At 60.5% G+C, this 13,773-nt stretch carries 10 protein-coding genes and 1 riboswitch; of the genes, 7 read left to right on the top strand and 3 right to left on the bottom strand.

Annotated features, from left to right (window positions below):
* Nucleotides 1–49 precede the first annotated feature (49 nt).
* On the bottom strand, nucleotides 50–2,074 hold the full coding sequence (locus AC127K_RS11675; RefSeq protein WP_483720724.1) for a glycoside hydrolase family 25 protein: 2,025 nt from the start codon (nucleotides 2,072–2,074) through the stop codon (nucleotides 50–52).
* A 311-nt stretch (nucleotides 2,075–2,385) separates the two neighbouring features.
* On the opposite strand from AC127K_RS11675, the gene AC127K_RS11670 reads away from it, so the two are divergent.
* From AC127K_RS11670 to AC127K_RS11640, 7 genes are all read left to right on the top strand, one after another.
* On the top strand, nucleotides 2,386–4,098 hold the full coding sequence (locus AC127K_RS11670) for a 1,4-alpha-glucan branching enzyme (protein WP_483720723.1): 1,713 nt from the start codon (nucleotides 2,386–2,388) through the stop codon (nucleotides 4,096–4,098).
* 32 nt (nucleotides 4,099–4,130) lie between these two features.
* A riboswitch (TPP riboswitch) is annotated at nucleotides 4,131–4,227 on the top strand.
* A 95-nt stretch (nucleotides 4,228–4,322) separates the two neighbouring features.
* Nucleotides 4,323–4,883 (top strand): energy-coupled thiamine transporter ThiT, encoded by a 561-nt coding sequence (thiT, locus tag AC127K_RS11665; RefSeq protein ID WP_294542673.1) that lies wholly within the window; start codon nucleotides 4,323–4,325, stop codon nucleotides 4,881–4,883.
* A gap of 132 nt (nucleotides 4,884–5,015) precedes the next feature.
* The gene (locus tag AC127K_RS11660) at nucleotides 5,016–5,741 is read left to right on the top strand and encodes a DNA alkylation repair protein (RefSeq protein ID WP_483720722.1); all 726 of its coding nucleotides are present in this window, start codon (nucleotides 5,016–5,018) and stop codon (nucleotides 5,739–5,741) included.
* Nucleotides 5,742–6,081: 340 nt separating this feature from the next.
* On the top strand, nucleotides 6,082–7,557 hold the full coding sequence (locus tag AC127K_RS11655) for a PTS transporter subunit EIIC (RefSeq protein ID WP_483720721.1): 1,476 nt from the start codon (nucleotides 6,082–6,084) through the stop codon (nucleotides 7,555–7,557).
* A gap of 261 nt (nucleotides 7,558–7,818) precedes the next feature.
* Nucleotides 7,819–8,544: a glucosamine-6-phosphate deaminase gene (gene nagB, locus AC127K_RS11650; protein WP_483720720.1), complete on the top strand. Its 726-nt coding sequence runs from the start codon at nucleotides 7,819–7,821 to the stop codon at nucleotides 8,542–8,544.
* 67 nt (nucleotides 8,545–8,611) lie between these two features.
* Nucleotides 8,612–9,742 (top strand): N-acetylglucosamine-6-phosphate deacetylase, encoded by a 1,131-nt coding sequence (gene nagA / locus AC127K_RS11645; protein WP_294540358.1) that lies wholly within the window; start codon nucleotides 8,612–8,614, stop codon nucleotides 9,740–9,742.
* A gap of 143 nt (nucleotides 9,743–9,885) precedes the next feature.
* The gene (locus tag AC127K_RS11640; RefSeq protein WP_204648228.1) at nucleotides 9,886–10,140 is read left to right on the top strand and encodes an IreB family regulatory phosphoprotein; all 255 of its coding nucleotides are present in this window, start codon (nucleotides 9,886–9,888) and stop codon (nucleotides 10,138–10,140) included.
* Between the two features lie 67 nt (nucleotides 10,141–10,207).
* Here the strand turns inward: AC127K_RS11640 and AC127K_RS11635 are convergent, their stop codons facing one another.
* Both AC127K_RS11635 and recG read right to left on the bottom strand, forming a co-directional pair.
* Nucleotides 10,208–11,545: a D-alanyl-D-alanine carboxypeptidase family protein gene (locus tag AC127K_RS11635; RefSeq protein ID WP_483720719.1), complete on the bottom strand. Its 1,338-nt coding sequence runs from the start codon at nucleotides 11,543–11,545 to the stop codon at nucleotides 10,208–10,210.
* 104 nt (nucleotides 11,546–11,649) lie between these two features.
* Nucleotides 11,650–13,692 carry an ATP-dependent DNA helicase RecG gene (gene recG, locus AC127K_RS11630; protein ID WP_483720718.1) on the bottom strand — a complete coding sequence of 681 codons (2,043 nt, stop codon included), beginning with the start codon at nucleotides 13,690–13,692 and terminating at the stop codon, nucleotides 11,650–11,652.
* Nucleotides 13,693–13,773 lie beyond the last annotated feature (81 nt).

Genomic DNA, 13,773 nt, shown 5'->3' with positions numbered 1-13,773 from the left:
ACGAATCCGTCCGGGTGGTTTTTATAGTTTATGAGAGCCTTGCAGGCTATCAGCCCAGGTTCATATCCACGTTGGCGTTGATGCCCTTGACCTTGCCGGTGCTGGTGTACTGCCAGATGTTGTAGCTGTAGGCAAAGTCCAGCGTATCGCGGTACTGGGCGATCCAGATGCGGTACTTGCTGATGTTGGCAAAGTTCAGGGAGTTGTAGAACCAGCTGGCGTAGGAGTAGACACCCGCACTGTAACCGGCGTTGCGGATGGTCTCGCAGAAGGCCACGGCGCAGGCGGTGCGCTGGGCGGCGCTGATGCCGTCGGCACGGCCGGTATCGCCGGCCACCTTCTCGGTGTCATAGTAAACGCCGCAGGGCAGGCCGTATCCCTGGACCAGGCTCAGCACCATGCTGGCTTCCTCCACGGCTTCGGCCTCATTCACAGCCTGACTGTAGAAGTACACACCAACCTTGATGCCGGCTGCCGTGGCGCCCTGGATGTTGCGGCGGAAGGTGGAGTCCTCCACCAGGGCGCCGCTGCCGTAACCGCGGTAGCCCACACGGATGATGGCAAAGGTGATGCCGTCGGACTTGACCGCGTTCCAGTCGATGGTGCCCTGGAACTTGGAAACGTCGATGCCGCGCTCCTTCTGGCCCAACACACCGGAAGCACTGAAGGTGTACACGTTGCCGTTGATGACCTGCGTGCCGGTGACCGGCTGATGGGTGGCGGGATCGTAATAGTACTCCTTGCCGTCAATATTCTGCCAGCCGGTGTACTCGTAAATAGGTTCGGTCTTGGCTTCCACCGCGAAGCCGTACTCCTTCAGCTTGCCGGCTTCGATCTGGTCAGGCCAGTTGGCATCCACCGGAGCCTGGGAAGGCGTGGGGGTCGGCGCAGCCGTGGGAGTGGGAGTGGGCGTGGCCGTCGGGGCCGGAGTGGGCGTAGCCGTGGGAGTGGGGGTAGGCGTCGGGGTGGGAGTCGGCGTAGCCGTAGGCGTGGGAGTGGGCGTCGGGGTGACAACGGGCGTCGGGGTGGGTGTTTCGGTCACGTCCGGCTGCTGGGTCTCGTCGGGATTGGGGGTGGTGGTTTCCTCGTTCAGGAGAGCGGTCTCCCCCTGCTCCCCTTCGGCCAGAGGCAGGATCTCGGTGGTGCCGGTCACCCCCAGCGGCAGGATGGACACGCTGCCCGGAACCACCGATGCACTGCGGGTGCCGCTGTCGCGGATCGCACCGGTCAGTTCCTGGGTGCCGTCCGCATACACGGGCTTGTAACGGCTGACGGAACCATCGCTGAGCATCAGGTGTCCGTCACTGCTCAGGCTGGCGGTGTAGGTGGTCTTGGTGCCGATCTCCTTGGCCGAACTTTCGGCGTAAGCGACCGTATCGGTGATCTCCTCCGCAATGGGAGCACCGCCGCCGTCACCGTAGGCGGAGTCTTCCTGGCTTTCATTGACCTGGCTGGACTGCACGATCTTGTCCTTGACCGCCGCGATGTCCGCCTTGTAGACGACCTTCTCGTTGACGGTCACGGTCTGGGCCTCGGGCAGGATGTAGCCTTCGGTCTCCGGCAGGGATACGGTGTATTCGCCGGGGTCCACCTCCTCCGCCAGCGCGGTGCCGGTGGTGGTATCCAGTTCATATGTAGTCTCGTTGCCGTCCTTGTCCTTGATCAGCACGTTCATGGGAACGCCGGTCAGGGGGGTACGGTCGGTTTCTTCGTTCTTGTCGGTCCCGGCGGTCTGGTCGTCGGTGGTTTCCTCTTCCGGTGTATCGGTGTTCACCGCATACAGCTGCACACCGATATCCTGCTGGACCACCGTCACCTCCATCTCGATCTGGGTCTCGGGGGTGGGGGTCGCCGTGGGAGCCGCTTCCGGCGTGGCAGTTGGGGTCACCACCGGCGTGGGGGTGGGTTGTGCGGAGCTGGCAGACAGGTCAACACCGCTCAGCCCCGCCGCCATGGCACCGATCCCCAGGCTGGCACACAGCAGCACCGCCGTACCGCCGGCGATGAGCTTGTACAGGGGCAGCCGCGCCACTGTACTGCCGGAAAAATACTTCATAGGGTTCTTTTTTGCCATTTTGATTCCTCTTCGTCTTTGCTGTATTCATGCAGATGCCTGCACTTTATCATGATACAGTTCTAATCATACACGAAAACAGGGGCAAATTGCAAGTCCAACAGCCGGGAAAGATGTAAAAATTTCATCGTAATGGCGTCACTATTTTTGGGTTCCTTTCCATATTTTGGGGATTTTTGTCGTTTGTGCGGGCATTTTGGCCTACCGGTGGTATTCCCTGGGTTTGCCTTTGTGCGGGCAGCCGTGATACAATAAGTTACAACAGCAAAAACAGGAACGTTCAACGCCTGATCGGGGAGGGAGCACTGCCTATGCGGCCGGATGTGGCGGATTTTTACAGCGGCATCAGCTTTGACGCCTACCGGCTGCTGGGGGCCCAGCCGGCAGGAAGCGGCTGGCGGTTCACCGTCTGGGCGCCCCATGCCCGCCGGGTCCAGGTGGTGGGCGACTGGAACGGCTGGAACCTGTGGAACGCCGCCGAACTGGCTGTCTGCGAGGACGGGCTATGGCGGGGGACGGTTCCCCACGCCCGGGAAGGACAGCTGTACAAATACAATATACTGGGCCCCGATGGCAGCTGGCAGCTGAAACCGGACCCCTTTGCCTTCGGGTACGAGGCTCTGCCCGGTACCGCCGGACGGCTGCTGTGTCCGGCATACCACTTTACCGATGAGGAATGGATGTCCCGGCGGCATTGGCTGCCGCAGATGCCCATGAACATTTACGAGCTGCATGCTTCCAGCTGGAGGCGGCATTGGGACGGACGGTACTATTCCGGCGGCGAACTGGCTGAAGTGCTGATCCCCTATCTGCAGGAACGGAACTTTACCTGTGTGGAACTGATGCCCCTGGCGGAGTATCCTTTTGACGGAAGCTGGGGGTACCAGGGCTGCGGATACTTTGCCCCCACCGCCCGCCTGGGCGGGTTTGCGGGGGTGGCCGAACTCATCGACCGGCTGCACGGAGCCGGCATTGCGGTTCTGGCCGACTTTGTACCGGTACATTTTGCACCGGACCCTGAACGGATGGCCCGCTGGGACGGAGCCCCTTTGTTTGAGGCGGGCCCCAGTGACTGGGGAAGCCTTCGGTTTGATCTGTCCAGCGGACCGGTACGGAGTTTTCTGCTGAGTGCGGCCGCCTTCTGGATCTATGAGCTGCACTGCGATGGCCTGCGGGTGGACGCTGTGGGGCATGCCCTCTACCGTCCCCAGGATGCCGGGGAGGCCCTGGCGGCAGCGGAATTTTTCAAGACCCTGACCGGAGGGCTGCACGCCCGGTTCGGTCCGGTGTTCCTGGTCGCCGAGGATACCGCCGGTGCGCTCAATGCCGCCGTTCCCACCACACAGGGCGGCCTGGGGTTCGATGCGGTGTGGGACAGTGCCTGGGCGCGGGATGTCCTCACCTTTTTCTCCCTCCCGGCCGAGCGCGGCCGACGTTTTTCCGCCCTGCTGCAAAACCACGGCTCCCCCACCGCCGTCAACGCACTGAGTCACGATGACAATGCCTGGGACAGCGGATCGGTCTGGTGGCAGCTGCCCGGAAGCGGAGAGGAAAAGTTCCGGCAGATGCAGGTACTGTACCTGCTGCAGTTCACCCGGCCGGGACGCCCCCTGACCTTTATGGGCGGGGAGTTCGGGCAGCCACTGGCCTTTGACCCTTACAAGGAGATGGACTGGGCTTGCCTGGGGCATCCGCTGCACCGCAATCTGGACCGCTATACGGCGGCGCTGGGGGCGGTGTATAGCCGCCACCCCGCCCTGCACCGCGGCGGATATCGCCCGGTACTGCAAGACGAAGGCAAACTGGCATTCGGGTATCTACGGGAAACGGAGAGCGAAAAGCTGTTGTGCGTCTTCAATCTGGGCGACCATTTTCTGGACGCCCCCTGCGACCCGGGCCGCCCAAGGCGCTCCAGCCTGCTGTTTGCGGCCGGACCTTTGGACGGCAATGCACTGCAATGGTCCGGCGGCCGTTTTGTCCTGCATCTGTCTCCCATGAGCGGGGCGATTTTCGCCTTATCTTGACATTTTAACCAAAATGTGTATACTATTTTTGGACATAGAAACAGGGGCGCCGCAAGGCTGAGATCCGCAAGGAGTACCCTTTAACCTGATCCGGGTAATGCCGGCGTAGGGAGTGGACGGGATGATATCCCATCATACGGAAGCTCACGCGCCCGCACGCAGGTTTGCCTGTCGGGCGCGTTTCTTGTTTTTATGGACTATTATCGTTTTGAGGAGTGTTCCCCATGTCCAAAACCACCTCCAAAACCCGCATCCTGGTCGAGTGCGCCCTGATGATCGCCCTCGGCACGGTGCTGGCCAACATCAAGATCTTTGAGCTGGCCAATGGCGGTTCCATCACCCTGTTCAGCATGGTGCCGTTCATCCTGGTGTCCTTCCGTCACGGCGTGAAGTGGGGGCTGTTCACCGGCTTTGTGAACAGCCTGCTGCAGATGCTGCTGGGCTTTTACGCCCCGCCGGCCCCCGGCCTGCTGCCCCTGTTCGGCATGATCATGCTGGACTATGTGCTGGCTTTCAGCCTGCTGGGTCTGGCCTGCGTCTTTGCCAAGCCCTTCTCCAACCGGCTGGTTGGTGTGGGTGTGGGCACCGCGGTTGTCTGCATCATCCGTTTCCTGTGCAGCTTCTTCTCCGGCGTTCTGATCTGGGGCAACCTGTCCGACGGTCTGCCCGCCTGGACCTACAGCCTGGGCTACAACGCCAGCTACATGCTGCCGGAAACCATCCTGACCGTGGTGGCTGTGGTCCTGCTGTACAAGGCCGCCCCCAAGCTCTTTGTGATGGACTGACCTTCCTTATGTAAATATAAGGGCCTGCACGCCGATGCGCTTTACCGCGCACCGGCGTTTTGTTTTGGAGCAGGGCTTGCGGCCGTCCGCATCCGATGGTAGGATAAAGCAAAGGAAAGGAGCTGCCCTTTTATGCCCTACACCCAACAGGAGATCCTGGCCCGCCTGCAGGCCATGGCCGAACCGGAATATGCCCGTTTTTCCGCCACCCTGATCCCCGACCCGCCGCCGATTCTGGGGGTACGTCTGCCCAGGCTGCGGGCCCTTGCCAGAGAACTGGCCAAAGCACTGCCCGCATCCCCTGAACTGTGGCAGGCGCTGGAAGGGCCGTATCTGGAGCAGGCCATGCTCCACGGAATGCTCATCGGTGCTGCACGGATGTCCGATGCCCAGCGCCGGGACCGGCTGGAAGATTTTTTGCCCCGGGTGACCAACTGGAGTATCTGTGATTCCACCGCTGTTTCCTGTAAATGGATGGCCCGCACACCCGATTTCTGGCAGCCCTGGCTGCTGGCTTTGAGCCGCCGGGAAGAAGAATTTTCCGCCCGGTTCGCCATCGTCTGCCTGCTGGACCACTTTACCGCCACGCCGGAGGGACGCCGGCTGACACTGGAAGCCTGCACCGCCGCCTCCTGCCCCGCCCTGTACACCCGGCTGGGGATCGCCTGGGCGGTGAGCATTGTGGCGGTAAAAGAACCGGAACTGGGGCTTGCCTACCTGAAACAGGATCCTCTGGATGACTTCACCCACAACAAATCCATCCGGAAAATCTGCGAAAGCCTGCGCAGCACTCCGGCCTACCGGACGCAGGTAAAAGCCCTGCTGCGGCGGGACGCTGCACAGGACAGATCTCGTTAAAGTTCTAACGTTTGAAAAATCCCGGTTTGGCAAAATGCCCAAATCGGGATTTATTCTTGATTGCAGGCACCTTACACCGGGAAAAGAAAAGTTGATTTTCTTATGAAAAAGGTTGAAAAAAAGTTTCACTTTTTCCATTTTCAGAAATCTCATCGGATTTTGCTGGGAATTTTATTCCGGACAAAAATCGTTTTTTCGTCATTCCGCCAATTTCAGGGCAAACATCTTTCATTTTTGTGACTATTATGTTAATATATATTTAACAAGCTGTTCAGTGGTCAGGAACCAGTGTCCATTGAACGGGATTGGAACGCTTCCATATTTTAGGAGGAATGCTTTTATGATGAAGTTTTTGCAGAAGCTCGGCAAGGCATTGATGCTGCCTGTCGCCGCGCTGCCCATCTGCGGCATCCTGATGGGCCTGGGCTATGCGTTGGCTCCGGCTGCCATGGGTGCTGAAGGCGCCACCACCGGTGTGGCTTACACCGTTGGTTTTATTCTGATCAAGGCCGGCGGCGCCCTGATCGACAACATGGCCTGGCTGTTCGCTGTCGGCGCTGCCGTGGGCCTGTCCGATGACCATGACGGTACCGCTGCTCTGGCCGGTCTGGTCAGCTACCTGATGATGACCCAGCTGCTGAGCGTGGGTGTCGTCAGCGCCCTGCCTTTCATGAACCTGGTGGAAGGCACCTCTACCTACATCGCTTTCCAGAAGACCGCCGGCAACGCCTTCATCGGTATTCTGGCTGCGATCATCGGTGCTACCTGCTACAACAAGTTCAAGAGCACCCAGCTGCCTGACTGGCTGGCCTTCTTCAGCGGCAAACGCTGCGTGGCCATCGTCACCGGTCTGGTCTCCATTGTTGTCTCCGTCATCCTGCTGTTCCTGTGGCCGTTGATCTTCAACGCCCTGGTCTGGGTCGGCGACGCCATCGTCGGCATGGGCGGCATCGGTGCCGGCTTGTATGCCTTCTTCAACCGCCTGCTGATCCCCACCGGTCTGCATCACGCCCTGAACAACGTGTTCTGGTTTGACACCATCGGCCTGGGCGACCTGACCCATTACTGGGCCGGCGAAACCTCCGCTGACGTCACCTGGAGCCTGGGCATGTACATGTCCGGCTTCTTCCCCTGCATGATGTTCGGTATCCCCGGCGCCGCTCTGGCTATGGTCCACACCGCCAAGAACAAGAAGGCCGCCATCGGTCTGGTCACCTCCGCCGCTATCTGCGCTTTCGTCTGCGGCGTGACCGAGCCCTTCGAATTCGGCTTCATGTTCCTGTGCTTCCCGCTGTACGTCGTGTACGCCCTGCTGTACGGCATCTTCAGCGTCATCACCTACTACATCGGGTTCCGCGCCGGCTTCATGTTCTCTGCCGGTGCCACTGACCTGGTCTTCTCCGCTTCTCTGCCGGCTCATGCCAACACCTGGATGATCATTCCTCTGGGCATCGCCGCCTTCATCGTCTTCTACGTTGTGTTCCGTTTCGCCATCACCAAGTTCAACCTGGTCACCCCGGGCCGTGAGGATGAGGATGCCGAAGCTGCTGAATCCAACATCCAGCTGGCAAACAATGACTTCACCGCCATCGCTTCCGGCGTTCTGGCCGCTGTGGGCGGCAAGGGCAACGTGGCCAACGTTGACTACTGCGCCACTCGTCTGCGCTTCGAAGTGAAGGACAGCACTGCTGTCGATGAAAAGGCCGTCAAGGCCGCCGGCGCCGCCGGTGTCATCCGTCCCAGCAAGACTGCCTGCCAGGTCGTTATCGGACCGAAGGTGCAGTTCGTCTATGATGAGCTGAAGAAGATGCTGTAAGGTACCTTTCCAACAGTCGTTTTCCGGGGCGGAGCCGCTGGTTCTCTCCGCTGCATCTACCGCCACGGGCGGGCGTTGTGCCCGCCCGTGGCACTTTTTATGTTTTCCCCCTGCCGGCCGGCAGAGCCGCTTTTTGTCCGTTTTCTTCATGAATATCGCACAAAGAATCCGTTTCCTGCATTGCCTTTTTTGTTCCGGATTGCTATACTAAAAATAGCGATATTTTCTTCCTGATCCTGATTTTTCCGGAGGTTTGTGACTATGAAAATTATTCGTGCAAAAGACTACAAAGACATGTCCCGCAAGGCTGCCAACATCATCTCGGCCCAGGTCATCATGAAGCCCAACTGCGTGCTGGGTCTGGCCACCGGCGGCACCCCTGTGGGTACTTACAAGCAGCTGATCGACTGGTACAACAAGGGCGATCTGGACTTTTCCGAAGTGACCACCGTCAACCTGGACGAATACCGCGGCCTGCCCCGGGAAAATCCCCAGAGCTACTGGTACTTCATGCATGACAACCTGTTCAACCATGTGAACATCGACCACAGCCGCATCAACCTGCCCGACGGCACCAACCTGGATGCTGCTGCCGAGTGCGCCCGCTATGATGAAGTCATCCGCAGCGTGGGCGGCATCGACCTGCAGCTGCTGGGCATCGGCCATGACGGCCACATCGGCTTCAATGAGCCGGGTTCCGCCTTTGAGCTGGGCACCCACTGCGTGGATCTGACCCAGGAGACCATCGAGGCCAACAAGCGCTTCTTCGAGAGCATCGACGATGTGCCCCGTCAGGCCTACACCATGGGCATCAAGACCATCATGCAGGCCCGCAAGGTCCTGCTGGTCGCCAGCGGCAAGGACAAGGCTTCCATCGTGAAGAAGGCTTTCTTCGGCCCCGTCACGCCGGAAGTGCCCGCCTCCATCCTGCAGATGCACCCCGACTTCATCCTGGTCGGCGATGAGGAAGCGCTGAGCGAGATCTGAAAGTAATACCACCACTCCCCTGCCCCGCCGGGGCGGGGGTTTTTAGCAAACAAGCGAGGAACAAACTATGATTATTCGCAACGCCAAAGTCTATACCCCGCAGCACACCTTTTCCGTGCAGGATCTGGTGATCCGCAACGGCCGGATCGTCCCCCACGCCATGGCGGAACCGGGCGAGCAGGTCATTGACGCTGACGGCCTGTACGCTCTGCCCGGACTGGTGGACATCCATTTCCATGGCGCCGTGGGCCACGACTTCTGTGATGCCGATCCCGAAGGCCTGCAGGCCATCGCAGATTTTGAAGCCAGCAAGGGCGTGCTGGCCATCTGCCCCGCTACCATGACCTTCAGCGAGGAGATCCTCAATGGTATCATGGACGTGGCTGCCGCCCACAAAAACGAGCGCGGCGCCGATCTGGTAGGCATCAACATGGAAGGCCCCTACATCAGCCCCAAAAAGGTGGGCGCCCAGAACCCCAAATACGTCATGGCCGCCGACGCGGGCATGTTCCGCCGCCTGAACGAGCGGTCCGGCGGGCTGATCAAGCTGGTGGATGTGGCCCCCGAAGAACCGGGCAACATGGATTTCATCAAGGAGTGCAGCAAAGAAGTGTGCATCTCCATTGCCCACACCTGCACCGACTATGATACCGCCAAGGCTGCCTTTGCCGCCGGCGCCAACCATATGACCCATCTGTACAACGCCATGCCCGGTATCAATCACCGGGACCCCGGCCCCATCATCGCAGCCCTGGAAGACGGCGCCATGGTGGAGCTGATCACCGACGGCGTGCATATTCATCCGGCGGTGGTCCGGTTCACCTTCAACACCTTCGGCGACGACCATGTGGTGCTGATTGCGGACAGCATGATGGCCTGCGGCCTGCCGGACGGTGCCTACAGCCTGGGCGGACAGGCCGTGACTGTGCGCGGTCCCCGCGCCACCCTGACCGAACACCCCGACACCATCGCCGGCAGCGCCACCTGCCTGTATGACTGCATGCGCCATGCGGTGCTGCAGATGGGCGTGCCCCTGGAAAGCGCCGTGCGCGCCGCCTCCGAAAATCCGGCCCGCTGCATCGGCATTGAGGCCGATTACGGCAGTCTGGCGGAAGGCCGTATCGGCAACGTGATCCTGGCAGATGCCGACCTGAACATCCGCACTGTCATACGTCACGGCGAGGTGCTGGAAGGCTGATTTGCCTGCTTTGGCAAAATTTTCCGACCAGAATGCGTCTTTTTTGTGGGTTTCGCCGCGGATGCCCCTTGCGAAACCGGAAAAAATCGTATATAATGGAAAACAGAATTCCTGAATAAGCGTTGATAAAGGGGGTTGTTGCCATGGCGATTTCGGAACCGACTGCTGTCTTTTCGATCCACGACGATAAAGACCAGGAGATCAAACAGGTCATGATGCTGGTATACAGCGCGCTGGAGGAAAAGGGCTATAACCCCGTCAACCAGCTTGTGGGGTACATTCTTTCGGAGGACCCCACCTACATCACCACCTACAAGAATGCCCGCGCCCTGATCCGCCGCATTGACCGCGACGATCTGCTGCAGGCTCTGGTGCGTGACTATGTAAAGCGCGGCTGATCTGTCCGCCATCAGACAAAAAGAACCGGACCGGGAAGTTCCCGGTCCGGTTTTCTTTTATGCCGATTCAGCGGCGGCGCCGCTTGTTCATTTTCTTGCCTTCCTCATTGAGGGCCATAAGCACCGCTGCCACCCACACAAAGGCGTATACGGCCACCGTGAGCATGGTGATGATGACCACCACCTTGAAGTAGGTGGAACTGAAGAACTCACCCACCCGGGCCATGGTGTACAGGACCTGGTTGCGGGAAACATTGCTGCCGGCGATCAGGTCCACGGTGCCCACCTCTTCCCCCTGAATGGAGACGGTGACACTGCCCACCACCTCGCCCTGGGTGATGGGGGCTGCCAGACTGTCCGGCAGGTGGAAGGTCTGCTGGGTCAGGGAGGCACCGCCGTCAGAAGGCAGCAGCGTCAGCATATTGTCCACCGGATAAAGCATGACAGTGTCCGCCTCGGTGGAATAGCGCACCGGCAGTTCCGAGATGGGCTGGGTGGTATCCAGCGCCGCACTGACCGAGAAGGTATCGAATGCCCAGTCCATGATCTGCCCGGTCTCGATCTGGGCCGGGTTGACCCCCACGTCGGTGGAAGAATGCAGCATGACGCTGATATAGCTGATGCTGTCCTGGGTATGCCAGCTGGCAAAGTTCTGCCAGCCGGAAGACAGGCTGCCGGTCTTTCCGCCCTGGGTATATTCCCGGTAGACACTGCTGCCCTTGGTGATCATCTTATCCGTACTGAACAGGCTGTAGGCTTCCCGGCCATTGCCGGCGGGCACCACCCAGCTGGAGGCCCCTGCCGCTTCCACAAAAGCGTCATACGAGATCAGGGCGCGCAGAATCAGGTAGGCATCCTTGGCGGTGGTCACATTGCCTTCATCCAGGCCGCAGGGGTCGGTGAAGGTGGTGCCGGTGCAGCCGATGGCCTTGGCCTCATCGTTCATCATGGCCACGAAGTTATCAATGCTGCCGCCGCCCATATAGTCCGCCACGATGTAGGCGCCTTCGTTGGCCGACTGTACTTCCATGCCGTAGAGCAAAGTACGCAGGGTATGGGTCTCGCCCCGGCGGAAGTCGGCGGTGGAGGCATTCTTGCCGTACAGATAATCATAAATGTACCCCGGTGCCGTCACCGTTATGGTGTCCAGCTGATCCTGGTAGTTTTTCAGCAGCAGGAGCATGGTCATCATCTTGGTCAGGCTAGCGGCGGTCACCTGGGTATCGCTGTTTTTCTCGTAGACCACCAGGTTGGTGTCCAGATTGACCACATAAGCCGCCTCGGCGGTGAGCTCAAAGTCCGGGTCATAGCCGGACATGGCCGATGCCGGCGCCGCCAGCAGGCAGGCCAGCAGCAGTACCGTCAGTCCGGCGGCCAGATATTGTTTCAGGCGATGCAAATCCATATGACGTTCCTTGGTTCACAGGTCATGCGGGCAGCGGGCCCGCGGATACAGATATAGTATACCAAAAAGTGCCCCGGGGCACAAATTTTTCTCCGGTTTCCCTCTCAATTCATGGCGCCGGCGGTGGCAAAAAGTCGTTCCACCTCGTCCGAAAGTTCCCGATGTTCCGGCAGGGCCAGATTGGGATCCCTGGTCAGCAGCTCCTTGGCCTCCTGCTGGGCCACCTTCAGGGTGCGGGTATCCTGCACCAGATCGGCCACATGCAGGGTGGGCAGGCCATGCTGTGCCTCCCCGAAGAAGTCGCCGGGGCCCCGGTGTTCCAGGTCGTACCGGGCCACCGCGAAGCCGTCGGCGGTGTGGCAGAGAAAATGCAGCCGCTCCTTCACCGATTCGTTCTCGTTGTCCGAAATGAGGATACAGCAGGAATCCGCCGCGCCCCGGCCCACGCGTCCACGAAGCTGGTGCAGGGCGGACAGCCCAAAGCGCTCCGCATTCTCGATGACCATGACGGTGGCATTGGGGACGTCCACCCCCACCTCGATGACGGTGGTACTCACCAGCACGTCCAGCTCCCCTTCCTTGAACTGCTGCATGATCTCCTCCTTCTCCTTGGGCTTGAGTTTGCCGTGGAGCAGGCCGATGCGCCGGTGAGGCAGCAGCGCACAGGCAGTGTCCTCATAATATTGTTTTACCGCCTTCATGCCCGCGTCCAGCTCGTTCTCCTCAATGGCCGGACAGACGATGTACACCTGGTGGCCGGCTTCGATCTGCTTGTCCAGGTACCCGTACATGTCCCGCCGCTTGCGCCCGGTGATGAACCAGGTCTTGATGGGTTTGCGGCCGGGAGGCAGTTCGTCCAGCACCGAGATATCCAGGTCCCCGTACAAAAGCAGCCCCAGGGTACGGGGAATGGGGGTAGCACTCATGACCAGCAGATGGGGGCTGCGGGCCTTGCCCACCAGCACGCCCCGCTGGCGTACACCGAAACGGTGCTGCTCGTCCACGATGGCCAGCCCCAGGTTCTTGAACACCACTTTGTCGGTGAGCACTGCATGGGTGCCCACCACCAGTCCCGCCCGACCGTCCTCGATGGCGGCCAGTGCGATCCGGCGCTCGGCGGCTTTCATGCCGCCCACCAGCAGGGTCACATTGACCCCGAAAGGTTCCAGACGGTCAGCCAGGGTGGCGGCATGCTGTCGGGCCAGGATCTCGGTGGGGGCCAACAGAGCGCTCTGCCAGCCGTTCTGGGCGGCATACCAGATGGCAGCGGCGGCCACCAGGGTCTTGCCGCTGCCCACATCCCCTTGCAGCAATCGGTTCATGGGGGTGTTGCGGCAGAGGTCGGCGGTGATCTCCTGGGTGGCCCGACGCTGCGCCCCGGTAGGCTCATACGGCAGACTGCGCCAGAAAGGCTCCAGGTCCAGCGGGTGCATGGGCGCCCCGGCGGCCCTGCGGCCGTGGCTGCGCAGCAGAAAGATGCCCAACTGCAGAATGTACAGTTCCTCAAAGATCAGGCGGCGGCGGGCGGCGGCAGCCTCCTCGGTGCTGTGAGGGGCGTGGATGGCCCGCACGGCTTCCGACTTAGGGGGCATACGATAGCGGGTCAGCAGTTCCGGCGGCAGCGGGTCCGGCAGATCCGCAGCGGCAGGCAGGGCGGACTCCACACACCGGGCGATGCGGCCGGAGGGCAGGCCCTCGGTGGCACCGTAGACCGGCAGCAGAGGGGACGCCGCCACCTGGGCCTGGGACCGTACCAGCGGGTGCAGAATTTCCCGCCTGGTCAGGGTACCGCCCACCCTGCCTTCGAAGTAATAGGTCTCCCCTATTTCCAGATTCTGGGCCGCATAGGGCGCATTGAACCAGGAAAGGTTCAGAGTCCCGCTGTCGTCGGCGGCCAGCACCCGGGTGAGCACTCGCCCGCCCCGGACACGCCGGTCCGGCTCTTTCTGCAGCACAGTGGCCCGCACGCAGCAGTCCACATCATACGGCGCGGACACCACGGTATAGGGCTTGGAGTAGTCGATATACCGGCGGGGATAGTGGAGCAGCAGATCCCGCACGGTGGTGATGCCCAGTTTTTCAAATTTTTTGGCGAAACTGGGGCCGACCCCCTTGAGATATTGAATGGATCCGTCCAGCGGCGGCATACCCGGGACCTCCTTTCCTTGCAAGTTCCCATGTTAAAAAAGGACGAACCTGGCTTTTGGCACAAATTCGTCCTTTTTTTG

This window comes from Subdoligranulum sp. DSM 23681 (assembly GCF_057005535.1).
Note: the sequence above shows the minus strand (reverse complement) of the source record. Positions and strands in the feature narration are given on the sequence as shown.

Excerpts from the sequence above, each read along its gene's own strand:
- nagB (WP_483720720.1), top strand. The coding sequence starts at position 7,819 with ATGAAAATTATTCGTGCAAAAGACTACAAAGACATGTCCCGCAAGGCT.
- recG (WP_483720718.1), bottom strand. The coding sequence starts at position 13,692 with ATGCCGCCGCTGGACGGATCCATTCAATATCTCAAGGGGGTCGGCCCC.
- AC127K_RS11675 (WP_483720724.1), bottom strand. The coding sequence starts at position 2,074 with ATGGCAAAAAAGAACCCTATGAAGTATTTTTCCGGCAGTACAGTGGCG.
- thiT (WP_294542673.1), top strand. The coding sequence starts at position 4,323 with ATGTCCAAAACCACCTCCAAAACCCGCATCCTGGTCGAGTGCGCCCTG.
- AC127K_RS11670 (WP_483720723.1), top strand. The coding sequence starts at position 2,386 with ATGCGGCCGGATGTGGCGGATTTTTACAGCGGCATCAGCTTTGACGCC.
- nagA (WP_294540358.1), top strand. The coding sequence starts at position 8,612 with ATGATTATTCGCAACGCCAAAGTCTATACCCCGCAGCACACCTTTTCC.
- AC127K_RS11635 (WP_483720719.1), bottom strand. The coding sequence starts at position 11,545 with ATGGATTTGCATCGCCTGAAACAATATCTGGCCGCCGGACTGACGGTA.
- AC127K_RS11660 (WP_483720722.1), top strand. The coding sequence starts at position 5,016 with ATGCCCTACACCCAACAGGAGATCCTGGCCCGCCTGCAGGCCATGGCC.
- AC127K_RS11640 (WP_204648228.1), top strand. The coding sequence starts at position 9,886 with ATGGCGATTTCGGAACCGACTGCTGTCTTTTCGATCCACGACGATAAA.
- AC127K_RS11655 (WP_483720721.1), top strand. The coding sequence starts at position 6,082 with ATGATGAAGTTTTTGCAGAAGCTCGGCAAGGCATTGATGCTGCCTGTC.